Origin of the sequence: Spongorhabdus nitratireducens, assembly GCA_947387575.1 — a bacterium.
GTDB lineage: Bacteria > Pseudomonadota > Gammaproteobacteria > Pseudomonadales > Endozoicomonadaceae > CANDOC01.
The window spans coordinates 98,678-125,384 of record CANDOC010000010.1 but is presented as its reverse complement, the minus strand read 5'-3'; the positions used below and the strand labels follow the sequence as shown (position 1 = coordinate 125,384).

Annotated in this window: 15 protein-coding genes; 5 read left to right on the top strand and 10 right to left on the bottom strand. The window is 51.1% G+C overall.

The features are described 5' to 3' along the window. Positions 1-178 precede the first annotated feature (178 nt). Positions 179-493: a hypothetical protein gene (locus ACYZZ0_RS17935; RefSeq protein ID WP_461538020.1), complete on the top strand. Its 315-nt coding sequence runs from the start codon at positions 179-181 to the stop codon at positions 491-493. Positions 494-510: 17 nt separating this feature from the next. After that, positions 511-1,209 (top strand): uracil-DNA glycosylase, encoded by a 699-nt coding sequence (ung, locus tag ACYZZ0_RS17930; protein WP_461538019.1) that lies wholly within the window; start codon positions 511-513, stop codon positions 1,207-1,209. A gap of 71 nt (positions 1,210-1,280) precedes the next feature. Here ung and recD read toward each other — a convergent pair whose 3' ends face one another. The 6 genes from recD to ACYZZ0_RS17900 all read right to left on the bottom strand — a co-directional run bounded on the left by recD (position 1,281) and on the right by ACYZZ0_RS17900 (position 12,084). Beyond that, on the bottom strand, positions 1,281-3,305 hold the full coding sequence (gene recD, locus ACYZZ0_RS17925; protein ID WP_461538018.1) for an exodeoxyribonuclease V subunit alpha: 2,025 nt from the start codon (positions 3,303-3,305) through the stop codon (positions 1,281-1,283). Positions 3,306-3,328: 23 nt separating this feature from the next. Continuing rightward, positions 3,329-7,000, bottom strand: a complete 3,672-nt coding sequence (gene recB, locus ACYZZ0_RS17920) for an exodeoxyribonuclease V subunit beta (protein ID WP_461538017.1) — start codon at positions 6,998-7,000, stop codon at positions 3,329-3,331. Next, the gene (recC, locus tag ACYZZ0_RS17915; RefSeq protein WP_461538016.1) at positions 6,997-10,260 is read right to left on the bottom strand and encodes an exodeoxyribonuclease V subunit gamma; all 3,264 of its coding nucleotides are present in this window, start codon (positions 10,258-10,260) and stop codon (positions 6,997-6,999) included. The genes recB and recC overlap by 4 nt, the downstream gene beginning before the upstream one ends. Before the next feature lie 81 nt (positions 10,261-10,341). Further along, the gene (locus ACYZZ0_RS17910; protein ID WP_461538015.1) at positions 10,342-10,635 is read right to left on the bottom strand and encodes a hypothetical protein; all 294 of its coding nucleotides are present in this window, start codon (positions 10,633-10,635) and stop codon (positions 10,342-10,344) included. A 4-nt stretch (positions 10,636-10,639) separates the two neighbouring features. Then, complete coding sequence (locus tag ACYZZ0_RS17905) at positions 10,640-11,764, bottom strand: DUF1521 domain-containing protein (protein WP_461538014.1); 1,125 nt, start codon at positions 11,762-11,764, stop codon at positions 10,640-10,642. 14 nt (positions 11,765-11,778) lie between these two features. After that, positions 11,779-12,084 carry a hypothetical protein gene (locus ACYZZ0_RS17900; RefSeq protein ID WP_461538013.1) on the bottom strand — a complete coding sequence of 102 codons (306 nt, stop codon included), beginning with the start codon at positions 12,082-12,084 and terminating at the stop codon, positions 11,779-11,781. Between the two features lie 383 nt (positions 12,085-12,467). On the opposite strand from ACYZZ0_RS17900, the gene ACYZZ0_RS17895 reads away from it, so the two are divergent. Then, positions 12,468-18,182 carry a transporter substrate-binding domain-containing protein gene (locus ACYZZ0_RS17895; protein WP_461538012.1) on the top strand — a complete coding sequence of 1,905 codons (5,715 nt, stop codon included), beginning with the start codon at positions 12,468-12,470 and terminating at the stop codon, positions 18,180-18,182. Positions 18,183-18,246: 64 nt separating this feature from the next. Here the strand turns inward: ACYZZ0_RS17895 and ygfZ are convergent, their stop codons facing one another. The 4 genes from ygfZ to nrdA form a co-directional block, all read right to left on the bottom strand. Further along, positions 18,247-19,278, bottom strand: a complete 1,032-nt coding sequence (gene ygfZ / locus ACYZZ0_RS17890) for a CAF17-like 4Fe-4S cluster assembly/insertion protein YgfZ (RefSeq protein ID WP_461538011.1) — start codon at positions 19,276-19,278, stop codon at positions 18,247-18,249. A gap of 126 nt (positions 19,279-19,404) precedes the next feature. Then, complete coding sequence (yfaE, locus tag ACYZZ0_RS17885; RefSeq protein ID WP_461538010.1) at positions 19,405-19,695, bottom strand: class I ribonucleotide reductase maintenance protein YfaE; 291 nt, start codon at positions 19,693-19,695, stop codon at positions 19,405-19,407. Positions 19,696-19,776: 81 nt separating this feature from the next. Continuing rightward, on the bottom strand, positions 19,777-20,907 hold the full coding sequence (nrdB, locus tag ACYZZ0_RS17880) for a class Ia ribonucleoside-diphosphate reductase subunit beta (RefSeq protein WP_461538009.1): 1,131 nt from the start codon (positions 20,905-20,907) through the stop codon (positions 19,777-19,779). Between the two features lie 119 nt (positions 20,908-21,026). Continuing rightward, positions 21,027-23,297: a class 1a ribonucleoside-diphosphate reductase subunit alpha gene (gene nrdA / locus ACYZZ0_RS17875; protein ID WP_461538008.1), complete on the bottom strand. Its 2,271-nt coding sequence runs from the start codon at positions 23,295-23,297 to the stop codon at positions 21,027-21,029. 680 nt (positions 23,298-23,977) lie between these two features. Here nrdA and ACYZZ0_RS17870 point away from each other — a divergent pair. Both ACYZZ0_RS17870 and ACYZZ0_RS17865 read left to right on the top strand, forming a co-directional pair. Next, positions 23,978-24,727: a winged helix-turn-helix domain-containing protein gene (locus tag ACYZZ0_RS17870; protein WP_461538007.1), complete on the top strand. Its 750-nt coding sequence runs from the start codon at positions 23,978-23,980 to the stop codon at positions 24,725-24,727. 17 nt (positions 24,728-24,744) lie between these two features. Then, entirely contained in the window at positions 24,745-26,325 is a 1,581-nt protein-coding gene (locus ACYZZ0_RS17865; RefSeq protein WP_461538006.1) for an ATP-binding protein, read from the top strand. Positions 26,326-26,707: the final 382 nt, after the last annotated feature.

The following is a 26,707-nucleotide window of genomic DNA, read 5'->3' as shown; positions in this document are numbered from 1 at the left end:
AACCCGGCTTGTACGATGACCTTCCCCGATCTTTTTTCATGTTTCCCCTGTCAGGCGTTATCATAGGCGCCGATTTATAACTGCCAATGAATAGCTGCAATTATCAGTTATGTTAATAGCCGCCTGCTGTCGCTATGGAGGTGACAGACAGATGGCAGAACATTGAGAAGGGGATATTATGAAACTCGGACATGCCCAACAGATGATTCTGGCGGTCGTCGCCGCTGTTGTAATCACTGTGCTGATGCTGGATATGAAAGGCTATCTACGTCACTCTGCAGAAGACGATGCCATCTATCTGGCCGAGTTCAATATGCTGGCAGCGACACCGGGTACCGAGCAGAAACTGTCTTCCCGTCCTGCTGACCAAGTTGCCCGTTGCGAACAGGGCTTTCTGGTGCTGGAAGAGCGCAGTAAGCATGGTGGTGGAGCGGTGAAGGCCAGTGGCCTGTTGGCCGACAAGAAAATGCGTCCGGTACGCTGCACATTCTGAATCAGGGACAAATAACCATGACAGAGATACGGCTGGAGCCTTCCTGGAAACAGGTGCTGGCAGATGAATTCAACAAGGATCATATGCTGCACCTGAAGCAGTTTCTGCTGCAGCAGAAACAGGCTGGAAAGACAGTTTATCCCAAGGGTAGTGAATACTTTCGGGCACTGGATCTGACCCCGTTTGAACAGGTGAAAGTCGTTATTCTTGGTCAGGATCCATACCATGGCCCCGGTCAGGCGCACGGCCTCTGCTTTTCAGTACAGCCAGGAATCCAGCCGCCACCGTCTCTGGTTAATATGTATAAGGAAATGCAGGAAGATCTGGGTATTCCGCCGGTTCAGCATGGCTTTTTGCAGCACTGGGCCGAGCAGGGTGTGCTGCTACTGAACAGCGTTTTAACGGTGGAGCATAAACAAGCTGCATCACACCAGGGGCAGGGCTGGGAACAGTTTACGGACCGGGTAATAGCCGAACTGAACGAACACCGTGAAAATCTGGTATTTATTCTCTGGGGCAGTTATGCCCAGCGCAAGGCCGCAGTAGTCGATACCAGCCGCCATCTAGTGCTGAAAGCGCCGCACCCTTCACCGCTCTCGGCCTACAGGGGCTTTTTCGGTAGCAAGCCGTTTTCAAAAACCAACCAGTATCTGCAGCAACACGGAATTACTCCGATTGACTGGAAACTGCCTGAAATGGTGGCAGAGCCTGCTTGAATCCCCTGATACAGTGCGGGTTTATATTAAGAACAGGCCTTGCTTTAAGTCAGAAAGGCCTGTTCTTTGACTCAAGTTTCCATAGCCCGAATTTTATGTGGCAGGCCTGAAAAACGCTGGGTTTTCTGGCGTACGGCCTGAGCCATAACTTCTTCTCGAGTATAAATATCAAGTTGTTCCCGAGCGCGGGTAATGCCGGTATAAACCAGTTCCCGGGTTAGAACCGGATTCATTTTGTCAGGCAGTATCATAACTGTGTGGTTGAATTCAGAGCCCTGGCTCTTATGCACTGTCATGGCGAAGACGGTATTGTGTTCCGGCAGTCGGCTGGGCAGAAAGCTGCGAATCTGACCGTCCGGCATTTCAAAGATAACCCGAAGCCGACCCTCATCGTCGGGGAGGGTAATACCAATATCACCATTATAAAGCCCTGCGCCGTGATCATTTCGGGTGATCATTACCGGCCTTCCGATATACCAGTTGCTGTCCTGACCGGCATCAGATGGAAGTAGTTGTGCTTTTCTCAGAGATTTCAGTACAGCCTGATTTAATCCGTCAACACCGAAAGGCCCTTCACGCAAGGCGCATAGAAGACGAAAGCCGTTAAATGCTTTAAGTATCTCCCTCTCTTTCACACCTTTGGTTATTGCTTCCAGATAAGCCTGGTAACCGTTAACAGCCAGCTTTAACAGTTTTTGATAATTATCCGAGCTCAGGCTATGAATACGAACATCTTCATAGGTGCTGACAGCGTCACTGTTACACAGGCGGGTTTGTCCCTGATTAACGGCACGCGCCAGTTGACCGATACCTGAACGGGCATCAAAGCGATAGCTTTTTCGCAGCAGGCACAAGCTGTCCCGAACCGGAGCACCGGATGACTTTGAATATTGTTGCAGATTAAAGCCGGTCAGTTGCTCCAACTGTGCCGTTTGCCCCTGACTATAGCCCTCATCGGCAAAACCGCAGATATCACCCAGTACACTGCCGGCCTCAACCGAGGCCAGTTGATCACGGTCTCCCAACAAAATCAGTCGGGCCTTGTCAGGAAGAGCGTCCAGTAGACGAGCCATCAATGGCAAATCAATCATGGATGCTTCATCCACAACCAGAATGTCCAGATGAAGCTGGTTATCCCGGTTATGACGAAAACCCGGTTTACCCGGAAGTACGCCAAGCAAACGATGAATCGTACTGGCTTGTGCGGGAATAGCCTGCTTGATGCTGTCATCGCAGTTCAGCTGTGAGCGTGCCTGGCCAATAGATTCTGTCAGGCGGGCAGCAGCCTTGCCGGTGGGTGCAACAAGACGAATATCGGGGCATTTCTGCCGGTTTATACCAGTTTCAACCAAAAGCGCCAGCAGTCGGGTTACAGTCGTGGTTTTGCCGGTACCGGGGCCACCGCTGATTACCGAGAATGGACGGCTGGCAGCAACTGCAGCCGCTACTTTCTGCCAGTTCAGGCAATACTGATGTGGTATCAGCTTTTCCAAAGCCTCCAGATCGGTCCCCTTTTTTGCCTTCGAGCAGATTTTTTCAACCTGTGACCAGTCAACCGGATCAGGTTGTTCGATATCAAGGCTGTTGACTAAAAATGGTTGCCACTGGTCAGTTGCCACGCCTGCTAGCTTTGAAAAGATAAACTCATAGTTTCGGGCAAATAACCGATCCAGTGTTTTCCTGATTGAATCGAGATCATCAGGTGCCTCGGCTGGCTGGTTGATAATGTCAGCCACTTTTTTCTCATAGCGCCAGTACCGGTTCAGATACAGATGTCCCTGATCCAGTATGAAAGGCTTACCTTTCTCTGTTGATGAGCCAACCGGAGGCCTGGACTCAAGATGAGCTTCCCACTGAACCGTTCCGGCCATATCCAGTAATACACTGCTTTGTTCACTGGCCAGACCGAACAGATTCTTTTGTGATTCAGGGGCCAAAGGCAAGCAGACATTGCCCCTTCCCAGTTCATAACTGACCAGTGCACTGCACAGTGTCAGTACAGGATCCGGATCCAGTGAATGAATAAACCGGGCAAACTGGTAATCAATTGGGCGCAGCTGATTTTGCCGGGCCAGAGTAGCAAGTTGGTTAAGCATTCTTTAGCTTCCTGGTAGTCCGGTTAATCGTCCGGGTTGCCTTTAAACAACAGATCCAGTTTTTCTATCAGGGTTATGGCCGGCCGATGATAAAAGACACCGGGCTTGTTGCTGTCACCGGCTTTCATGCCCCGGAGGAACAGGTAGTAGACACCGCCGAAGTGTTTTTCATAGTCATAATCCGGTAACCGGCTTTGCAGTAGCCGGTGCAGTGCCAGGCTGTAAATCTGGTATTGCAGATCATAGCGGTGGTCGCACATAGCCTGCTCAAGTGCTGCAGGGTGATAACTTTCAATGGCATCACCCAGATGGTTTGACTTGTAATCGAGAACATACCAGCGTCCGTTATGGACAAAGGTTAAATCAATAAAACCTTTCAGCATTCCCTGCACCTGTCTGAAATCAAGTGCTCCACAACATGCAGATAACGGATCTTCAGCCTGAATTGTGCGGTTCAGATCAGGTGCAGATAACTTACCAAGCGGCAGAAAAAAGCTCATTTCAACTTTGCAGTCTTTGGATGAAAGCTTGCGAAGACTGAGCTCCTGATCATCCAGCGGTGCATCCAGTACATCATGCAGCAGTTGTACCAGCACCTCTGTCCATTCCTCACTGATACCGCTGCTAGTCAGCTGATCCTGAACAAAGGGTGATAATGCTGGTTCGTGTGCGGAAGTGAAATCCGGGCGGCCTTCCTGACCATCCAACCGCTCGAATAAACTGTGCAGGAATGTTCCGGGTGCAGCGCCGCGCGGGAATGAGAAAATTGTCTTCTCATCGGCAGCGGTGGCTGCTGTTTCCTGACTCACCTCGGTATCCAGTCTGGCAATTTCAAGGCTGGCGTCCGGGTTGCCGGCGCTATGAGCGCTGCGGCTCAGGGCTGAATAGCTGGTAACCCACCAGTCCCGTTGAATCCGCCCGGTAAAGCTTTTGGCCTGCAATTCCTGTTCAGGTGAAGCTGGCTGTTGGTAAGGGGCCGCTGAGTGCAGCGGAGGTCTGGTGCAGGTAATTGCCGGGTGCTCACTTAGTGTTCCCATTTTTTCAGTCAGCCCCGGAGCTTTAATTTCCTGACCACCATTTAATAGCCAGCCAAAAGCACTGAGTGGCAGATCTGTTTTGGGGCCTTTTTTGCCCGGGCCACCTTTCACCGGGGCAATACCCACGTAACAGGTATGAACCGGGCGAGTCAGTGCCACGTAGAGCAGTCTCAGGTCTTCCGCCAGACGTTCCCGGTCAGCTTTACTGACAGCGGTAGAGGAAGCTGTCAGGTCCAGTACTGGCTGGCCTGTATCATCATGGAACAGGGCTTCCTTGCTCTGGCGCCAGGTGCAGGCAAACGGCAGAAAAACGGCATTGAATTCAAGCCCTTTGGACTTGTGGATAGTAATGATCTGCACCAGATTTCTGTCGCTTTCCAGATGCAGTTGTTGTTCTTCGGCATTGGTGTTGGGTTCGCTGGTGTGTTCCTGCAACCAGCGTAGTAGTGCATGATGGCTATCGAGGCCGGCAGATGCAGTAGCCAGTAATTCACCTAGATGCAGCAAATCTGTCAGACGACGATCACCAAACGGCTGAGGTAGCAGGCGCTCTGCAATCTTGCGCCGGGCCATAACTGTCCGAAGCATGGGTAGTACGCCCCGCTTGTTCCAAACCTCGTTGTAGTGACTGAATTCTTCTACCGCTTGCTCCCAGGCACGTTCGTTGCTGTTCAACTGATCCAGTGAATAGGCTGATTCATCCAGCAGTGGTGTGGCCAATGCCGCACGCAGGGCTCGCTCACTGGTTGGTGTCAGGCAGGCTGCAAGAATACGCTGCAGGTCAACAGCCTCTTGTGTTGCAAATACCGAGTCACTGTTACTCAGATAAACACTGGCAATGCCCTGGTCTGCAAGGGCATCTCGTACCTTTTTACCCTGCGCCCCGGTGCGAACCAGTACTGCGATATCACCTGCCAGTAGTGGCTTGGACTGACCACCCGCTGAAACATGACAATGACCCTGATCTGCAGCGGTTAACAGCCGGTTTATTTCATTGGCTGTCGCCAGTGCCATGGTGTCTTCATATTCACCTTTGCCGACAGCAATTTCGGATGGCTGCAGCCAGAACTGCATGGCGGGGAGAGGTTGGTCATCCAGTGCGAGATATTTGGTGTCGGCTCCGGGTGCCGAATCCACTGTCAGAAATGGTATGTCGCTGTCGTAAATAAAGGGGGAGGCTGCAGTGGTAAACAGATGGTTGACTGCGTTCACCATATTTGAAGATGAACGCCAGTTGGTACTCAGAGTGTAGTGAGCGTCCACTTCGTGGCGAGCCTTCATATAGGTGAAGATATCTGCACCACGGAAAGCATAAATGGCCTGCTTGGGGTCTCCGATCATAAACAGCCCGGTCAGGAGACTATCGGTACTATTGTTTTCTGAGTTGTCAGAAGCAGGATAAATATGACTGAAAATATTGTACTGCTGAGGGTCGGTATCCTGAAACTCATCAATCATGGCAACAGGAAACTGTTCCCTGATTTTGCGCCCTAGTAGTTCACCATTGGGCTGTTGCAGTGCCTTATCGAGTTTTGACAGCAGGTCATCGAAAGAGATAAGACGCCGCTGATCTTTTGCCTGTGCAAGGCACTGTCGTACAAAGTATAAAGCTTGATGCTGCAAGAATGCCGAAAACGCTTTCTTCAGTGATAATGGCTGCTGCGAATAGCTGTCGATTTTGCTGAATATCGGGTGCTCGGGAAGTGTGGCATTCTTTTTCAGAGCCTTTTGCAAACTTTGAGTGCTGTATATCTCCCAGCTTTCCGGCTTGCTTTTGGTACCTCCCAGATACAGGCTGATATCATCGCTTTTAACAAACTCACGCATTAATTCCAAGCGTGTAATTGGTTTGCACTTGGCTCGCAGCCCTGCATCCTGGATAGCTTTCTCAATATTATCCTGATCTTTTAACCAGAGTTGTTTCAGCTCCTCAACGGGCTTCAGGTGCTTTTCCCGGAAATCATCCAGAGATTCGGGCAGACCTTCAACGGTAGTGTCCAACCCCGTCAAACCGAGCCAGCTGCGGATGCTACGCAGTAATTCTTCCGGAGAACTCCATATTTCGAGCACCAGCTCGGTCAGAGGGCGAGGCAGAGGGTAAAGGTATTTACGCCAGAAATCGGCTGCAGCTTGTTGCAGTAACTCTGATTCGTCGGTCACCAGCTCACTGGTAAACAGGGTGCCACTCTCAAAGGCATGTTGGCGCAGCATTCGTTGGCAGAAACCGTGGATAGTAAAGATACTGGCTTCATCCATCTGACGCTCGGCAGCCAGCAGTAGCCTTGCCCGTTCCGGATGCTGATCAAGTGAATCCAGCAGTTCCTGGATAATACTGTCGTCGCTTTTTCCCCGCAAAAATGCCAGTCGGGCTTCATGCAGGCGAGCTCTTATCCGTTCCCTCAGCTCTGCTGTTGCAGTTTCGGTAAAGGTTACAACCAGAATTTTGTCGACGGAAAGTGGCTCCGGATAGGCTGTCGGCAGGCCATCAACTAATGATCCATGTCCCAGTACCAGTCGGAGGTAGAGGCTGGCAATGGTAAAGGTTTTACCAGTACCGGCGCTGGCTTCAATCAGGCGGCGGCCGTGTAAGGGAAAGCTGAGTGGCTTAAGCGGAAAAGCCTGAATCTCAGGAGCAGAATTTTCCTTAGGTGTGCTCATGCTGCCTCTCCTGACTTATTGTCACTGGTCAGCTGTGTTACGGGCTTCATCAGTTTTTCGGCGAGATTTTTCATTCGAGAATAAACATCGCTTTCCAGTACCGGATAGACACGGGCAATGTATGGATCAAGTGATTCCCCCCGTTTGTTCCAGGTGTCATAAAATGCTTTGTGAGCAGTCTCTTCATCCTCACCGGATTTTAACCAGGCCCAGATAGTTAAGGGGAAAAACGGCAGTGGTTGATCAAGCCCTGACTGATAGTATTCAGCAAGCAACTGTAGGTGTTTAATGGCATCATCTGGTGGTACCGGATGAAATATCATCTGATCTTCTGTGCCTGCCAGTAGGGTTTTGTGGTCGTGACCACTGGCACAGCAGGCCAGATGCTCGATACCGGCACGCAAAATATCTGTGCCCTTGATTTGGGCTGTACGGTAGCGCACCAAACCTGATTCATAGCAGCCCCGTAGCCATCCGGTAAGACGGACAGAGCCTTGTTTAGTCTGTAACTCTAAATCGACTTCTATATCGTCAACGGGGTTCTGTATTGCTGGCAGAAGCTCCTTTGACATCTCGGTGATGGTTTCTTTCTGGTCATCCAGCAGGATGTCGCCAAAATGGCCGTGGGGCAGCTGTCCTGAAGCCTGAAGGGCCGCTTCATAACCGTCGGTGTTACCGTGTTTAAGCTGGCTTTCAAGTAAACCTCCCAGAATCTGGTACCTCTGTAAACCGTCCAGATTAAAGGGCTCCTGTTCTTCCAGCGTTTCATCTTCCGCTTCAAACCAGACTTTCAGCCGGCGGTTGAAAAAGTATTTGCAGGGGTTGCGGTAAAAGCGAAGTAGTTCACTGAGCTCCAGTTCTTTGACAACCTCGGCTGCAGGGAGCTCCTGATTCAAAAACTCTGTTGTATATTCAGTCGACTCCGCATTCTGACTGATAGCAGCAGGTAGCCATTCGGCAGCATAACTTTGATGATCCGGTTTAAAACACTCGGGGCTAAAGGGCTGCAGTGTATGCTGTTGGAGCAGTTTGGCTGAAATCTGCTTGTCACTGGCATCGATATCGCTTTCCAGCGTGCAAGAGCGGCAGCAGTAATCCAGTAGCTCTGTTACCAGAACCGAAGGTGTGCGCTCGGAGTCATCACGGATGCTACGGCCAACATAGCTGATATAAAGCTGCTGTCGGGCAGACAGCAGAGCCTCGAGGAATAGGTAGCGGTCATCATCCCTGCGAGAGCGGTCACCCCGCTGTGTGTGTCGGGCAATCAGGTCAAAACCGGTAGGCGGCAGACTGCGGGGATAAGCGCCATCATTCATTCCCAGCAGGCAAACTATCTTGAAAGGAATCGAACGCATGGGCATCAGGGTGCAAAAGTTGACCTGTCCTGCCAGAAAACGCTGACTGCCTCGTTCATTACTGAGTCGTTCATTCAGATAATCAAATAAAACCGGCAGCGGCAGGGTATCGGTATAACCGGCATCTTCCAGCTGTTGTTTCAGTTCTTCCAGGTGGCGCCGTACTCGATCCAGTGGATATTCATGTGCTTCTGGTGTAAAGAAACTTTCCAGTAACTGGTTAATGTACAAAATCCAGTCTGGTGCAGACCGTGGTTGTTCCAGTGTTTCCGACAAGTATTCTATCTGTTCAATAAAGCTTGCGAGCCGACCAATCCGCTCGGCGGCCATTCCCTGTGAAGCTTCAAAGGGATAGATATCCTGATACAGTCCGGCGGCTTCCGGCATAGCATAGCCCAGTAGCATACGACGTAGGCCAAATGCCCATGTATTACTGTTTCGGGCTGGCAAGTCACAGCTTGTCTGGTGGTCTTCATTCAAGCCCCAGCGAATACCTGCGCTTGGAACCCATTCTCGCAGTAGCTCAAAGTCACCGCTTGTCAGTCCAAAACGGTCAAGAATGGCCGGGATTTCCAATAGCTCAAGCAGCTCTGGAGCACTGGCACGGCTGGTATTGAGGGATAACAGGTGCAGTAATCCTTCCAGTACCGGATGTTCGGTGGTGGTGCTCAGATCGGATACTGAAAATGGAATAAACCGCTGCTCCGGAGCACTACCGAAAACGGCCTGAACACAGGGGCTGTAGCTGTCGACATCAGGCATCATCACCACAATATCTTTAGGTGTCAGGGCAGGGTTTTGCTCCAGCAGCCCCAGCAGGTGATCATGCAATACTTCCACTTCACGCATCGGGCTGTGACAGCTGTGTAGTGAAAGTGAGTGGTCATTATCCTTGATGGTAAAAGGGGATGAAACTTCGGTGTTATCTTCCAGATTTAAAATATCTGCCTGAATATTGGCCAGCAGATTATCCCGGTCAATATCAACAAAAGCGTCAATTTCTCCGGCGGGCAGTTCATAAAGCTGGTGAAGATAATCACGTCCCAACTTGCCCATTGATGCTAGTAACGGGTTACCAGCTTCACCAGCGGCTGATGTTTTCTGGCTGGACGGCAAAAGACGTGCATCGAGTCGGGCCAGGTATTTTGGATCCTTGATATCGCCCCAGTAATAACGACAGGGGTTGGTAATCATCAGGTGAACTTCAATATGTTCCCCCAGAGCTTTTAATGCTTCGACATAGTTGGGCGGGAGCGCGGAAATACCAAATACAAACAGCCGTTTTGGCAGCACGCCTGTTGCTGTCTTCTTTTGTAGCTGTTGAGTGAACTGTTCGTACAGGTTGGCCCGGTGCCAGTGAGACTGTCCTAAATCAGCCGTATGTTTGACCAGTGCGCGCCAGAGTATGGGTTGCCAGGGCTGGTCGGCTGTTATATCCGTTCTGTCGTCTCCGGCTTCCCAGTCCAGAACCCAGTCAGGACGGTAAACCAGATATTGGTCGTAGGTGTCAGCTATCTTGCCAGCCAGCTGGTAGCAGCGGATACCATCCGGGTCATCTTCAAGGTAATGGCGTAATGGCGCAAAAGCCTCCTGATCAAGCAGGGTTGGCAATAGCGTGACCAGCTTCCAAGTCATGGAATCTTTGGTAAATGCCGAACGTGCGGGCACGCCGGGCAGGGTACGTTTAAACATTTCCCAGATAAAACTGGCTGGAAGCGGAAATGCAGTACCTGCAGCAATACCCAGTGATTTTGCCAACTCCAGGCGCAGCCATTGGGCCATGCCGGGGCTCTGTACCAGAATCTGTTCATCGGTGAAGGGATCCTGAATCGGATCACGTTGAATCAGGCTGACAAGCAGGTCTTTGAGGACATCCAGCTGATTGGAGTGGTGGACTGTAAGCACTGGGATATTCCGCTACGGTGAGACGGAATATTGTCTGTGAAGCTATGGGGGCAGGGCAAGTGTTGTAGTGGCTTGGAGTCGTTAAATCCGCCCCTGACGGGTAACTGCTTTAAGCAGTCCACTGTTACGCTTGCGCTTGCCTTTCTTTTCAGGTTTGCCACCCTGAGAGGCTGCAAGAGAGAGTGCCTGCTGCATGGCAACTTCACTGGGTTGCAGCTTTTCTTCATAAACCTCGGCAGCAGCAGGATTTAAACCAAGTTGTTGCTGCAGTTTGGCTTGACGGGCGAACGCACTCTGAGCTTCCGCGAGCAGTTTGTTAGTGGCATCAACCTGTGCCTGGAGATCGAACTCGTCGGTGTTTTCTTTCTTGCTCATGACGTTATCTCAGGTTACCAATGAGGGTGTTCTTGCTGTTGTGGCTCTTGGACTCGACGTTCGAGGCCATTTCAATAGACTGATTCAGTTTGTTAAACCAGGACTGGATTTTAACAGTCTGAAGCTGGGTCACATTACCGAATGATTCCTGCTTGCCTTTGACCCGTTCCTTGAAAATCTTGATCTGCTCCTTCGTCATGAAACCGTCTGATTCAACTTTCTGGCCGGTAGAAGGGTCGGTAAATGTTGTGTCAATTCCTACGCTGCGGGCAAAATCCAGCATGTCCACGCTGACTACTGGCTCGTCATGCTGGTCTTTGTGCTCATTTATAACGGTGGTCTGGGCAAAATATCCGGTGACTTTCTGACCTGTGACATCTACAAAATGACCAACACCTTTATCGCCTTCTCGTAGAATAACACCATCGTTGGTCTGGTCATCAATCTGGCGAGCATTTTCCAGACTTGGACCTGTTATCGTTGGTGTACCGGCACCGGACATGATGTTATCAACAACCATGACTTGGTTAGCCTGGGTGATTGTCAGCTTTTCTGAAAAGGTCTGATCGCCCAGATCCGGACGGCCTGCTTCAGCAGCGGGGATGGTATCAATGGTGATTTTGGTACCATTATCCAGCATTAAGGAAATGGTGCCTTTGAAGTCTGCATCGCGCTTGCTGCTGTCGTTACCATAGTTGATATGGGGGTCACCCCAGATTTTGGTCTGATTGCCGTCTGCATCTTCAAGAATCCAGGTGGCGTTATCGTTATCCTTTACGGTTATTTTATAGCCGTCACCCAGATCAATCTTATGGTCACCATTATCAGCTTTGGAGCTGGACCAGGTGGTTTCTGTGAATTCGGGTGTCTGCAGGCTGGCTTCGGATAGAGAAGCTTGCAATTGTCCCAGCTTTTCCATTTTGGCGTTCATTTGCTGGAACGCACCAATCTGGGACTGGAGGTTACCGTGTATCAGGTTATGACGCTTGATATTGACAATCATCAGGGCGGTTTGTGGATCGTAGGCCCCAAGACCGCCTTCACCCTGGCTCTTGATACCATCGACGGAAGCTCCGCCTGAGACGGGAAGAGGTTGTCCTGTTGAAGGGTTTATCGGGCCCAGGCTCATTTCACCAACTCCTGTTAGATCATCCTTTTGCCAAGCATGCCTGAGCGAGGCTTGCGGCGTGGTTTCTTCTTGGCTTCAGGTCCTTTAAGGTCAGCCTTCAACTTGGCATATTCTTCTTTGATGACCTGCTGACTTTCATCAGGCCATTCGGATTCAGCAAGAATGCGATCGGCCTGCTCCGGGTTTATACCGTACCGGGAAATGGCAGATGTGGATTTCTGCAGCAATTGCATGGTCTTCTGAATGAGTGACTTTGACTCACGCAGCTGCTTGTTGGCTGGTAAATCTTCTTCCTTGACGATGTCACAGTTGATGGGCATCGGTACTTTTCCCTAAACACTTCCCTGAAATGCTCTCTTGAAAAGAAGAACATCCGACAGACTGCTATCCAAGCCTTTCGGAATCTGTTGAAATTCCTCCTTTACCTTTAAAGCTAAGACTATAGCGGCCTCTGATACCAGTTTCCTGACAGGGAAAATGCGCTGGTAAGGTGTTAACGCAATATAAAAAGTAGTTTATATCGTTAAAATGAATTAAAAGTGCTGTTCGCTCAGATTTAGGAGGGGATTTCCACCCTCTTTATCAGATGTGAGCCATTATCCATTCTGATCTTTTTGTGTTTGATTCGCTGATGAGTTGTTTGCGCCAGTTTATCCTGCCAGTTTTAGTTGCCTTTCTTTTTTCCCTCAGCGGGGGAAAAGGCATGGCTGATGAACGGTTGCTGCGTTACCAGTACCAGCCGCTGGTGATTGCCTATGAGCCCGGTAATGTACCAATCATGTTCAGCAGTGAAAAAGGTCAGGCCAAGGGCGCCGTCATTGATATCTGGCGTCTGTGGTCTGTCCGTACCGGTATCCCCGTGCGTTTTGTGGCAATGGGTACAGCAGAGGCGCTGAACCGGTTGCGTGATGGCAGGGTGGATGTAATTGCCGTAGTTGATGCCGAGAAGGCTGACAGCCCGCTACTGGATACCACCGCATTACTTGGGACGCTGGATACGGTGATGTATCTGGATCCCAGGCAGGATATCTCTCAGGCTGATGTTGTCGATGGTGCTGCACCCTTGGGGGTTGTTGCCGGCAGTCAGGCACAGACCCTGATCCAGTTACACCAGCCTCGAACCCAGATTGTCTCGTTTGCCAGTGATCAGGAGCTGATTGACAGCTTTATGCGCGGGAAAGTAAGAGCTATTGCCGGCTCCCGCCTGAAACTGGGCTATCTGCTGGGAATGAGAGCGATTCAGGATGATCTGGAAGAGATCCTGCTGGATTTCAGACAGCCAATGAAAGTCGGGGTAGATGCCCAGCGCAGCCATCTGTCCCGTCTGGTACAGCGGGGAATGCTGAAAATTTCCCGGGAAGAGCGATTGGAGATCCGTGATAACTGGCTGCACAAAGCAGACAGTGCCCCGGCTGATGCCCTGCGGATCGGACTGGATATGGATGCCGCCCCGTTTTCATTTATCAACTCATTGGGCGAACCTGCCGGATTGTTTGTTGATATCTGGAAACTGTGGCAGGAAAAGACGGGCTACCCGATCCGGTTTCATATGGCAGACAGCTTCGATAATCAGCAGGCCCTGAAAGAAGGCCGGCTTGATGTTGTCGGCGATATGTCATCCCTCAAGGAGCGCAGTGATAACTGGCAATATTCCCAGCCTTTTTATGTGATGGTTTCCAGCCTGTTTCAGCTTCAGTCCCGGGGAGTCTTGCAAGGGCTGAGTGAGCTGGATGATATGGTGGTTGGAGTCGTCAGTGGAAACTCTTCTGATGTGCTGATTCGCCACTGGATGCCGGAAATCGATATTCGCCAGTATGGTAACCGGGATGATTTGCTGAGTGGCCTGCTTGGAGATGAAGTGCAGGGTATTCTGGCCGAGCCGGTTGCTATATCCAACCTGCTCAGTCGTCGAGGCTTGATTGGCGATGTATCACAAAGCGACAGTATTCTGGTGCGCTCATACATTGCTGCTGCGATGGAAGTAGAGCGAAGTCGAAAGCTGCTGCCGGTAATTAATGATGGCTTCAATGCCATCAGCCAGGCTGAGCTGACCCGGCTTGAAGAACGGTGGGTATTTGACCCGGTGAACCGTTACTACGGTCAGCAGAATATGCAGATCAAGCTTACCCCCGGAGAACGACGCTGGCTGGAAGATCATCCTGTATTGCGATTGATGGCATTGCGCAATATGCCACCAATGGAGTTTATGACTCAGGACGGCACCATGGCAGGTGTCAGCGCCGATTATATGCGTCTGCTCGAAGACAAACTGGGGATTCAGTTTACCCAGGACTGGGCATCCAGCTGGGCTGAAGCGCAAATTGCGATCTATCAGGGGCAAACCGAGATTCTGCCGGTTGCCTACATGAGTGAAGAACAGGGTCGGTTCATGGACTTTACCGTGCCCTATATGGAAGTGCCCAATGTAGTCATCACCCGGGAGACGGACGACACTATCAGTACTCTGGGTGACCTGTCCGGCAAGAAAGTCAGTGTGGTTTCCGGCATGCCGGTTACTGATTATGTATCCAACCGCCTGAAAGACGTCAATTTTGTTTTAGCTGATGAACCTGGACAGGCACTGAAGTTGGTGGCTCTGGGACAGACAGATGCGACCATTATGGATCTGGCATCTGCCAGTTATCTGATTGAACGCGCCAAAATTACCAATCTGCGTATGGCGATTGAGCTGGATTATGCCAGCTCGCTGCGCCTTGGTGTCCGCAAGGGACAACCAGAGCTGGTTTCATTGCTTAACAAGGCCATTGAAAATATTACGGTCGATGAGCGGCGGGCCATAGAACAGAAATGGATGCTAATCGAACTGGGTGCCTGGGTACCTCGTAAAGAATTAACTATCGGTCTGATCTCGCTGTTGTTCCTGCTGATTCTGATTATTTACTGGAACCGTCGCCTTTCCCGGGAAATTTCCCGCAGGGAGCAGGTTGAGGCAGCACTCAGGCTCAGGGCTCAGGCTGACCGATTACTGAGTCGTGTTACACGGCAGTTTATGGATACGCCACTGGATGAAGCCATCAAGCATGCACTGGAAGCTGTAGCAATGTTTATGCAGGGTGATCACATGTATATCCTGCAGTTTCAGGCCAGTGGTGAAATTAATCTGGCCCAGCAGTGGAGTCGTAATGGTCAGCCTCTGGCTGAAGGCGATATCAATTACCTGAGTTCGGTGCAGGGCAGTCCGTTGGGACGAGAGCCGCGACATGGGCGGACCTGTCAGATTCGGCGGATTGAACTGGACAGTGCTGAAGAGCAAAAGCTTTGCGGTTTTATGGAGCAACAGTCGATAGGCGCTGTGCTGCATGTGCCGATGATGCTGGCAGGCTCTGCAGTTGGCTGTATTGCCCAGATGTCTAACCGCTCTGATCGTATCTGGTCAGCCGATGATATTGTACTCCTCCGTCGTGTAGGTGAACTGATTGCGATTGCCAGAGCTCGCAAGCAGGCTGAAGATGCCTTGCGAGCCAGTGAGGAGCGTTATCAGTTAGCGATGGAAGCCACAACAGATGGCTTGTGGGATTGGGATCTGGAAAACCAGCAGATGTATCTCAGCCCCCGCTATCAGCAGATTCTGGGCTATCAACCGGATGATCAGACCGGCTCCTTCTCCAGCTGGCGAAGATTGATTCACTCTGACGACAAGGATCGGGTAACAGCCTTCCTGAATGAAAAGTCAGCAGCCAGTGATGAGCCTTATCAGGCTGAGTTCCGCCTGAGACGCAAAGATGGCAGCTTCGCTACCGTGCAGACCAAAGGTAAGGTGGTTATTCGCCATGCCGATGGCCGCCCATTCCGAGCCATTGGCACGATGGCGGATATTACCCGTGAGCGGGAGTGGGAGCGTGAGTTGATGATGTCACGCTTCTCGCTGGATCATGCCGCTGACCTTATTCTGTGGTGTCGCCAGAATGGTGGATTTAAATACTTCAACAAAGCACTTTGCCTGCTTCTTGACTACACCCCTGATGAGCTGAATCAACGTCAGATTACGGATATCTGGCCGGACTATGATGAAGAAGGCTGGCAGAGTTTCTGGCAGGAGTTGATGAGCCGCAAGGTTATGACGCTGGAAACCCAGCATCGGGCTCGTCACGGTGAAATTTATCCGGTCGAATTGACAGCCAGTTACATGGAATATGAAGGTGAAGGTTATGTTGTCGCTTTCGGTCGTAATATTCGAGATCGCAAGCAGGCTGAAGAAACACTGCGTCAGGCCAAGGAAGCGGCTGATCAGGCCAACCGGGCCAAGAGTGAATTTCTGGCCAATATGAGCCACGAAATTCGCACCCCGATGAATGCAATCATGGGGCTGAGTCATCTGGTATTACAGACTCATCTGGATCAGCGTCAGCATGATTATGTAGGCAAGATACAGCAGTCTGCCAGTTCTTTGCTGGGTATCCTTAATGACATTCTGGACTTCTCCAAGATCGAAGCGGGCAAGCTGGATATGGAGTCTGCGGAATTCAATCTGGACGATGTGTTTGAGCACCTTTCCAGTCTGATCGGTGTAAAGGTTGATGAAAAGCAGCTGGAAGTCTTGTTCGATATTGCTGCTGATGTACCCAGATTACTGGTAGGTGACTCACTACGTATCGGTCAGGTGCTGCTGAATCTGACTCATAATGCTCTGAAATTTACCGAGCAGGGCGAGATCTGTGTCAGTGTCGCACGCGTCAGTCAGGCTGGGGACAAGGTGACACTGAGTTTTGGCGTATCGGATACCGGCATTGGTATCAGTGCCGAAAAGCTGCCGATGTTGTTTGAGACGTTCTCTCAGGTGGACAGTTCAACAACTCGCCGGTTTGGTGGTACTGGACTGGGGCTGGCTATTTGCCAGCGTCTGGTCAAGATGATGGGCGGGGAAATTGGTGTTACTTCCGAGCCAGGACAGGGAAGTACTTTCACCTTTACTGCTGTGCTGCATGTTGCGGAGACAGCAACACCCTATAACCCTGCTGAGCTAATGCCTTCAGCCTGCAGAAAATTGCTGGTGGTAGAGGACAGTGAACTGGTGCGCCGTCGGCTGGATGCTATCTGTCGAAATATCGGTGTGGAGTCTGTTACGGTTTCGTCTATTCGTGAAGCGGAACAGGCGATTGGTCAGTATATGTTCTGCCCCGACGTGGTATTGATCGACAGTACCTTGCAGGATGCTGACCCCTCCAGTCTGCGCCAGGCTATACGTCAATGTGACTGTGAAATGCCGGATCGCACACGTTTTGTGCTTATGGCATTTAATGGCCTTGAGCATGGTGCCAATCTTTCCGCTAATGGTTTTGATGCGCTGCTGATCAAGCCGGTGTTAACCCGAAGTTTGGCAAGAGCCATCCATTCGGCTTATGCCGCCGCAGGCCAGTTGACATTACCTGTACCCCAGGGGCAATCAGCTGCTACAGAATTCCTGTCTAATGCCAGAGTCTTGCTGGTGGAAGATAATGAGATCAACCAACAGGTTGCGAGTGAGCTGCTGCATTCAATGGGCATCGATGTCACGGTTGCCTGCAATGGCCTTGATGCACTGGAGTTGATTCAGCAGACATGCTTTGATCTGGTCTTTATGGATATCCAGATGCCGGTTATGGATGGTCATGAGGCCACCCGCAGGTTAAGACAAATCGAAGCCTTCCGGGAACTGCCAATTATTGCCATGACAGCCCATGCGATGAGTGGTGACAGAGAGAAATCACTTGAAGCAGGTATGAATGATCATATTACCAAGCCTCTGGATCCGGACCAGTTGGAAAAAGTACTGCGGACCTGGCTGGGTGGAAACTCTGTGTGTCATGCAGAGAATCAGACCGAAGAACTGAATTCTCAACCTTGTATCTGTATCAATGGACTGGATGCCAGTGCAGGGCTCGGCAGAATGATGGGTAACAGTGAGCGTTACCGGCAGGTGCTGGGACAGTATTGTAAGGATCACCGCACCCGATTGCAGCTATTGATGCAGCACCGGGAAGATTTGAATCTGCTATCCAGAGAAGCTCACGCGATTAAAGGTGCATCGGCAACTGTAGGTGCCAATGATGTTGCTGCACTGGCTGCACGTCTGGAAAAACAACCGGAAAACCAGACGCTGCTGGCTCAGCTTGAAACTGACCTGGATACACTGCTGACAGATCTGGAAGCCTGGTTACGAGCGTTTGAACAAGAAACAATCTCTCCGAGTGAACAACAGGCTGCTGTAGCGCCCTTATCCGACGGTGACTTAATTGAGCTGCAGGCAGCTTTGACAGAGGGAGATGCTGAGGTCGTCGATCGTTTCGATTCGATAGAAGCCGCTCTTGCTGCAAGAATTGGTAAAACGCCTGCGCAACAGTTGAAGCACCTTATAGACAGCTATGACTTTGATGAGGCGTTGTTGCTGCTAAATGCTCACAGCAACCTGTCAGAGTGATAGGCTTGTAACTCAGAGAGAAGTGGATGATTCCGGGTCATACCGGAATCATCCAAAACGTTCCCTAGTCCCGTTGCAGATCAGTTTTTTGATCGATTGCGTAAGGTAGTTGGAGAACCGACAGAGGAACAGCGTCTTTGGTAAACACATTCTTGCTGTCCGCTGCATCTTCCCGAATCACTGCCAGCAACTCCCAGCTATTGTTGGCCGGGTTCCAGGCTCTGGCAACAATCTCACCAATGCTTTTTTGGTCAGCGTTTACCAGCGCTTCATTAATAGCCGGTGCACTGTCGTTTTCCAGCTGAAGTCTGAACAGTCGGCTTTTCAGTTTGCCGAGGTTCTGCATTCGGGCCACAATTTCCTGGCCGGTATAACAACCCTTCTTGAAGCTGACGCCGCCTACGGATGGCAAGTTAAAATGCTGCGGAATATAAGCTTCACGGGTTTCCGTGCTGACTTCTGCCAGCCCTGACTGAATATTCAGCAACTCCCAGTGCCCGGGTTCTACCGGCTTCAGGCTCTGGTTAAGGGTGTTCCAGCTCTGTTCCAGCCGGTCAGCCGGAACCCACAATTCAAACCGGGGCAAGCTTCCGGGGAGACGAACCAGAATGCCGTGCTCACTTTCTGTTGTATGATTTTCTTCAATGGGCAGTGCTATTCCCATTGCTTCCAGCGCAGCTGCTGCGCTGTCACCGGCAACCCCTAAGGCGCCGAAGCTGTCACTTAACAATGACATTTCACTTTTAAAGAACACACCATACTTTTGCAGATGGCTTTGCAAAGCCTGACCCTGCTGCAGTGGCAGACTGAGCAGGTAACGATCGCCGGAATGAATCAGGCGAAAACTCGCCAGCATCCGTCCCTTGTGATTACAGCAGGCACCAGGTCTGCTGGTATTACTTTCAAGGCGGGCAACATTGCAGGTGAACTGGCCTTGCAGGAAGCGTTCGGTATCAGGACCTTGGGCAGATAACAGGCTGCGCTCTGTTAACGGCGTAAGGATGCCGGCTTGTGAAGACACGTCTTCAGCACTGGAAGCAAGATCAGAAGGATTAATAAAACTGAACAGGGGATTATCTGAAGCTGTTGTTTGCATAAACGATTCCGAAGGCTGTTGCTGACAGCGAGCCTTTTACTGCAATGAAATTCGGGTATTTTGAGCCACATAATAAACCAAAATACTTATGTGGCTAGAGATGATGTCAGATCAGAGCTGGACGAGTTAGTTGTCAGTGCCGGTAGCAGGTGGAATTTCAGTCATGGGAACTTCGATAATGATATCGGAGCTGGCCCGGCAGCAGCAGGGTAAAATGCGTCCTTCCGAAACAAAGGCGACCGGTGCTTCGGTGTATTCAATCTTGCCGTCGATCAGCTTGACCTGGCAGGAGCCGCAAAAGCCCTGACGGCACTGGTATTCAACTTCAATGTCCTGGGCTTCCAGTGCCTCAAGCAGTGTCTGTTCCTCCCGTGGAATGAAGCTGTATCCTTCTGCAACCTTGACGATATGAGTCATAGCCTTGATCCTTCATAGTGCTTGTCTGTTCCGGCCCGCCCTGTCACTGCGGGCCGGGAATCCCAGGCCGGAGACAACTTCTTACAGCGCAAAGTCGCTGAAATCACCGGTGTCTACATCGCTATCGATCTGGCTGACCAGATAAGAGCTGATTTCAACCTCTTGGGGTGCAACCTGGACGTTGTCGCTGACCAGCCAGCTGTTCATCCATGGCAGCGGGTTCTGGCGAATTTTGAACGGCATATCGAAACCGATGGCCTGCATTCGCTGGTTGGTAATGTACTCAACGTACTGGCTCAGAATATCCTTGTTCAGGCCAATCATTGAACCGTCCTTGAACAGATATTCCGCCCACTCTTTTTCCTGCTCGGCAGCGGCGATAAAGATGGCTTCAGCTTCCGGTTTCAACTCCCGGGCAATCTCGGCCATTTCCGGATCATCTTTGCCTTCAGCCATCAGCTGCAGCATATGCTGGGTGCCGGTCAGGTGCAGAGCTTCGTCACGGGCAATCAGCTTGATAACCTTGGCATTACCTTCCATGGTGCCCCGCTCGGCAAAGGCAAAACTGCAGGCAAAGCTGACATAGAAACGGATGGCTTCCAGCACATTGACTGACATCAGAGTCAGGTAGAGCTTGCGCTTAAGATCCCGGACGGATATTTCGACGGTTTCACCATTGATGGTATGAGTGCCTTCACCCAGCGTCTGATACAGGGTTACGGCCTCAATCAGCTCATCGTAGTGCTGGGTGATTGCCGTCGCCCGGCTGGTAATGGCTTCATTGCTGATAATGTCGTCAAATACTTCACCCGGCTCGGTGACTACATTCCGCATAATATGGGTATACGAGCGGGAATGAATGGTTTCACTGAAGGCCCAGGTTTCGATCCAGGTTTCCAGCTCTGGCAGTGAAACAATTGGCAGCAGGGCAACATTGGGCGAGCGTCCCTGCACCGAGTCCAGCAGAGTCTGGTACTTCAGGTTACTGAGAAAGATATGGCGTTCATGCTCTGGCAGATGCATGAAATCCTTGCGGTCGTTGGATAGGTCAATTTCCTCCGGTCGCCAGAAAAACGACAGCTGCTTTTCAATCAGCTTTTCGAAGATATTGTATTTTTGAATGTCGTAGCGGGACACATTCACGTTCTGGCCAAAGAACATGGGTTCCTGCGTCGCATCAAAACTGTTCTGGTTGAATGTGGTATATGCCATTGCGCATCAAGCGTTAATCGTTGGTTCTGTTTCCCCGAAAGCTTCAGTTGTCTGAGACTGCAGTCGGGCGGTTGGTGTCAGCGACGGCTTAATCCCTGTCGCTGACGTGCTGTTTACAGCTAGATCTTGCAGGCGCCACCGGCACAGCCATCGTCCAGATCGTCCTGCTTGTCTTCGGCACCATCCCGGGTGTTGTGGTAGTACAAGGTCTTCACACCAAGACGGTACGCGGTCAGCAAATCTTTCAGCATCAGTTTCATCGGTACCTTGCCGCCTTCGAACCGGGCCGGGTCGTAACTGGTGTTGGCGGAAATGGTCTGGTCAACAAACTTCTGCATAATGGCAACCAGTTGCAGGTAACCGGTGTTGTCCGGGATCTGCCACAGCAGCTCATAGTTATCGCGCAACTCGTCATACTGCGGTACGACCTGCTTCAGAATACCGTCCTTGCTGGCCTTGACGCTGATATAGCCTCGTGGCGGCTCAATGCCGTTGGTGGCATTGGAAATCTGGGATGAGGTCTCCGAAGGCATCAGCGCAGTCAGGGTCGAGTTGCGCAGACCGTGGCTGGCGATATCCTGGCGTAGTGCTTCCCAGTCCAGATGCAGTGATTCGCTGCAAATTTCATCAATTTCGCGCTTATAGGTATCTATCGGCAGGATGCCCTGACTGTATGTGGTTTCATTGAACTTGGAGCAGGTGCCTTTTTCTTTTGCCAGACCGTTGGATGCTTTCAGCAGGAAGTACTGGATCGCCTCAAAAGTACGGTGAGTCAGATCGTTGGCAGAACCATCGGAATATTTAACGCCATGCTGGGCCAGGTAGTTGGCAAAGTTGATAATGCCGACCCCCAGAGGCCGGCGACCCATGGTGGAGTTATAGGCTGCCTGAACCGGGTAATCCTGATAGTCCAGCAGGCTGTCCAGTGCACGGACAATCAGGTCGGACAGCTCTTCCAGCTCATCCAGAGACTTCAGTGCACCCAGGTTGAATGCAGCCAGCGTACACAGGGCAATCTCGCCATCCGGATCGTTGAAATCATTCAGCGGCTTGGTAGGCAGCGCGATTTCAAGACACAGGTTGCTCTGGCGTACCGGAGCAACTTTCGGGTCAAACGGGCTGTGGGTATTACAGTGATCGACGTTCTGTAGATAGATCCGACCAGTACTGGCCCGTTCCTGGGCAAACAGGGAGAACAGCTCTACCGCTTTCAGGGTCTTCTTGCGAATGGCCGGATCCTGTTCGTACTTGGCATATAGCTCTTCGAATTTTTCCTGATCCTCAAAGAAGGCATCATACATTCCTGGCACATCGCTGGGTGAGAACAGGGTAATATTGCCGCCTTCGATGAGCCGACGGTACATCAGCTGGTTGAACTGAACCCCGTAGTCCAAATGACGCACCCGGTTCTCTTCAACCCCGCGGTTGTTTTTCAGTACCAGCAGGTTTTCAACTTCAAAGTGCCACAGAGGGTAGAACAGGGTTGCTGCACCACCACGAACCCCACCCTGGGAGCAGGACTTGACCGCGGTCTGGAAATGCTTGTAGAACGGAATGCAGCCGGTATGGAAAGCCTCGCCGCTGCGGATCGGGCTGCCGATGGCCCGAATGCGACCGGCATTAATACCGATACCTGCGCGTTGGCTGACATATTTAACGATAGCGCTGGAGGTGGCATTGATGGAATCCAGTGAATCACCACACTCGATCAGTACACAGGAACTGAACTGACGGGTCGGCGTCCGGACACCGGCCATAATTGGCGTTGGCAGAGATAAGCGGAAAGTGGACACGGCATCATAGAAGCGCTTGACGTAGTCCATCCGGGTATCTTTCGGATAGCCGGAGAACAGACAGGCGCCAATCAGCATATAAAGGAACTGCGGACTTTCAAAGTACTCGCCGGATACCCGGTTCTGTACCAGATACTTGCCTTCCAGCTGTTTTACTGCGGCATAGCTGAAGTTCATATCCCGGCTGTGATCAAGAAAGCCGTTCATCGCTTCGAACTCGGCTTCGCTGTAGTCATCCAGCAGATGCTGGTCATACTTCTGCAGCTCAACCATTTTCACCACGTGGTGATACAGGTTGGGCGGCTCAAACTGGTTGTAGGCTTTCTTGCGCAGGTGGAAAATGGCCAGCCGGGCGGCCAGATACTGATAGTCAGGAGAGGCTTCGGAAATCAGGTCCGCAGCTGACTTGATCAGGGTTTCGTGAATATCGGTAGACTTGATGCCATCGTAAAACTGAATGTGAGACTTCAGCTCGACTTCCGAGACAGATACGTTTTCCAGTCCTTCTGCCGCCCACATCACGACACGGTGAATTTTCTCCAGATCGAGAGGTTCCTTCTCGCCATTACGTTTGGTGACCTGAATATTTTTGTTCATGAAATCTCCGTTAACTGACCCCGCCTGGCTTTTCTGGCAGCAAACAGCTCCAGACCGCGCCAGGGTCACGCTTCCGATACCGTTAAATTGGGGTTGACCGGCGAGAGGTAACTCGACGAGTCGGGTGGGCAAGTACGGGTCAACAGCTCCATGTCAATCCTTCATCCGGTTAGTGATGCAGACGACCGGCCAGCCTGAATACCATAGTCCCTGATATTGTGCGGGCTGCTGCTGATACCACTATATGTGGTGTACTTTGAATCTATAAACACAAGATAATGCGGTATTGGCATGTTCGCAACCCTTGCCAAAGTGGTCAATCTTGTGTAGGTCAGTGGTCTGAAATCTCCGTGTAAGTGTTTGCAAACCTGAAGTTGCGTGAAGCTGCGGTCATAAAAAAAAGCAACTGTATTGATTGGTCAAAGATATAAATACCTAATTGTTTTTACCTGAATAAAAGTAATTTTCTATTTGCTGTTTTTTGTATTTTGGACACCTTTCGGAAGTGGCTTTTCTGACAAATGGCTTCAAGCCTGCCCCGGGAATTATCCGATAGAAATCGCGGTCTGATATAAATGCGATGGTTCAGCACCGTCTGTGCTGGTAGAGTACGCAGTCGGTTAAGAGAATCCGGTAAATGGCACTGTAACAGTTACAGGTAATATGCCGGAGCAAGAAGTATGAACTCCCTGAAACAGGAAAATATTGTGGCAGAAGCAGCCGAAAACGGCCGAATTCTGATCATCGAGGACGATGAGCGACTGGCCAATCTGACCCGGGAATACCTTGAAAACAACGGTATGTCTGTCGCGGTAGAAGGTGACGGCGGAAAGGCCGTTGAGCGGATATTGAATGAACAGCCGGATCTGGTCGTACTGGATCTGATGCTGCCGAATGAAGACGGGGTTTCCATTTGCCGTCGGGTACGGCCTGATTTTCATGGCCCGATTCTGATGCTGACTGCTCGTACCGATGACCTTGATGAAGTACTGGGTCTGGAAATGGGGGCTGATGACTATGTTGCCAAGCCGGTACACCCGCGAGTGCTGCTGGCCCGGATCCGTGCCCTGTTGCGCCGGACCCAGAGTGGCACCGACCCGGTTGCATCGAAAGAGTCTGCCCGGCTGGTGTTTGGTGGTCTGGTCGTAGACAGTGCCATGCGTGAAGCCTGGCTGAATGAAAAGAGTGTTGATCTGACCAGTGCCGAGTTTGATCTGCTGTGGCTGCTGTGCAGCAATGCCGGTCGAGTGCTGAGCCGGGAAGAGATCTTCTCCCAGCTGCGTGGCATTGAGTACGATGGTCAGGATCGCTCCATTGATGTTCGGGTCTCCCGTATCCGGCCAAAGATCGGTGATGACCCGATGCACCCCCGCCTGATCAAGACGGTTCGTAGCAAAGGCTATCTGTTTGTACGTGACTCCGCTGAATAATCACCGGAGTTCCCGCTGTGAGCAGTGTCTTTCTTCGTATTTATGCCGGCCTGTTATTTACCCTGGTGCTGGTATCCATCCTTTCGGGGCTGGGCATTACCATTATTAATAGCCACCGTATCGCCGAGTATCAGGAGGAAACTGTTGTTCCTCCGGTTACTCTGCTGGTGCGGCAACTGGCTGACAAATCGGCAGCCGAGCAGGCTGACTGGCTGACCCGCTGGGGAGAGGAACTGGGAATTGCCTTTCACCGAACCCAACCTGAACCCGGTGTGTTAACTCAGGATGAACAGCAGCTGCTGGATTCCGGCAGTATCGTGTTGCACCACTCCGGTGAGCGCAGTGCGAGATTCTGGGTTCAGCTGTCCCCTGAGTCGGTACTGGAAGGACAGATTACCTTCCTTTCTGACCAGATCTTTCACGGTACCCTGAAGCTGTTGCGTGAATTGTTGCAAGCCCTGCCTGCAAGCGAGAGGCAGAACTGGTTACAGCAGCAGGCACAACTCTTTGACTATCCATTGCAACTGATGCCCCTGAACCGGCTGGAGCTGGAGTTTTCACAACGGGAGTTGCTGAGCAAAGGCTCGATTGTGATGAAGGTTGATGAAACAGGTCGTTCGGCGACACTGTTTGGTACTTTACCTGACGCCAAGGTATTACAGCTGGGTTCATTGCCACTGTTTGATCTGTATCCGGTCAAGCTGTTAGGCACACTGGCACTGTTTGTGCTGACCTCTATCAGTGTGGCTATCTATATTCTGGTACGTGGGCTGGAGCAACGGCTGCGAAAAATGGAACGGGCCGCTACCCGAATTTCCCGTGGTGATCTGGATGTACGGGTCAACCTGCACGGTGAAGACTCTGTGGGCCGGCTGGCAATGGCCTTTAATGGAATGGCCAGCCATATTCAGCGTTTGCTGAGTATCCAGAAAGAGATGATCAGGGCTGTATCCCACGAGCTTCGGACGCCGGTTGCACGGTTACGTTTCGGACTGGCGATGGTAGCTGATGCCGAAAGCCGGGAAGAGATGGAGCGTCAGCTCGATGGCATGGATCAGGATATCGAAGAGCTGGACAAGCTGGTTGATGAAATCCTGACCTATGCCAACCTGGAGCAGGGTGCCCCGACAATCCATTTCCGCCGGGTTGATGTGGACAAGGTCGTATCTCAGGTCGTCACCGAGCATGGTCGCCAGCAGGATAAAATAGAGGTTGTTTACATTCCCTGCCGTTCGCTTGAAACCAAGCGCCGGGCGGATATTGAACAGCGCTACCTGCATCGGGCGATTCAGAACCTGGTAGGGAATGCCTGTCGTTATGCCAACTCCCGAATTGAGGTGAAGTTTACCGTCAGTCAGGATACCTGTCGTGTTGATGTGGACGACGACGGACCTGGTATTCCGGAGGAACACTGGGACCGGATCTTTACTCCGTTTGCCCGTCTTGATGACAGCAGGACGCGAGCTTCCGGAGGCTATGGTTTGGGACTTTCCATTGTGCGCCGGATCATGCTCTGGCATAACGGTCGTGCATTGGTAGGTCAGAGTAATCTGGGCGGTGCACGTTTCAGTCTGGTGTGGCCACGTCGACAACGTTAAAAAACCATCATTTTCTGGCTAAAATTTCTATAAAAGCTGCCGACTTCTTGTTTTTTAGAATGTCGGTAGCACTCTTCTATTTGATGTTGATCAAATTTTCACCTGTTTTGTTTTCCTGTTGAAAGACATTCGAACACGATTTTATTTTGGTTTTTATGCGTTTAAAGTTCGTGATTTGGTTAGTATCTTGCGCTTAAAATCGTTTTTCTGTTCAGGTTTTGTCACTTTTTTGTCGGGTTGTGAGGGGTTCTTTTTTGTTCTGAAAGGTTCTTTTTTGTTTTGCGGCAAGTTCGACTTTTGTACGTAGTTTCAATATAGTTGCTCCCGCCTGATGTGCTGTCTACTAGCTGAATAATGGTAAATGCACAGATGCAAACCATGT

Excerpts from the sequence above, each read along its gene's own strand:
- recB (WP_461538017.1), bottom strand. The coding sequence starts at position 7,000 with ATGAGCACACCTAAGGAAAATTCTGCTCCTGAGATTCAGGCTTTTCCG.
- nrdB (WP_461538009.1), bottom strand. The coding sequence starts at position 20,907 with ATGGCATATACCACATTCAACCAGAACAGTTTTGATGCGACGCAGGAA.
- recD (WP_461538018.1), bottom strand. The coding sequence starts at position 3,305 with ATGCTTAACCAACTTGCTACTCTGGCCCGGCAAAATCAGCTGCGCCCA.
- ACYZZ0_RS17910 (WP_461538015.1), bottom strand. The coding sequence starts at position 10,635 with ATGAGCAAGAAAGAAAACACCGACGAGTTCGATCTCCAGGCACAGGTT.
- ygfZ (WP_461538011.1), bottom strand. The coding sequence starts at position 19,278 with ATGCAAACAACAGCTTCAGATAATCCCCTGTTCAGTTTTATTAATCCT.
- nrdA (WP_461538008.1), bottom strand. The coding sequence starts at position 23,297 with ATGAACAAAAATATTCAGGTCACCAAACGTAATGGCGAGAAGGAACCT.
- ung (WP_461538019.1), top strand. The coding sequence starts at position 511 with ATGACAGAGATACGGCTGGAGCCTTCCTGGAAACAGGTGCTGGCAGAT.
- ACYZZ0_RS17895 (WP_461538012.1), top strand. The coding sequence starts at position 12,468 with ATGGCTGATGAACGGTTGCTGCGTTACCAGTACCAGCCGCTGGTGATT.
- ACYZZ0_RS17935 (WP_461538020.1), top strand. The coding sequence starts at position 179 with ATGAAACTCGGACATGCCCAACAGATGATTCTGGCGGTCGTCGCCGCT.
- ACYZZ0_RS17905 (WP_461538014.1), bottom strand. The coding sequence starts at position 11,764 with ATGAGCCTGGGCCCGATAAACCCTTCAACAGGACAACCTCTTCCCGTC.
- yfaE (WP_461538010.1), bottom strand. The coding sequence starts at position 19,695 with ATGACTCATATCGTCAAGGTTGCAGAAGGATACAGCTTCATTCCACGG.
- ACYZZ0_RS17870 (WP_461538007.1), top strand. The coding sequence starts at position 23,978 with ATGAACTCCCTGAAACAGGAAAATATTGTGGCAGAAGCAGCCGAAAAC.
- ACYZZ0_RS17900 (WP_461538013.1), bottom strand. The coding sequence starts at position 12,084 with ATGCCCATCAACTGTGACATCGTCAAGGAAGAAGATTTACCAGCCAAC.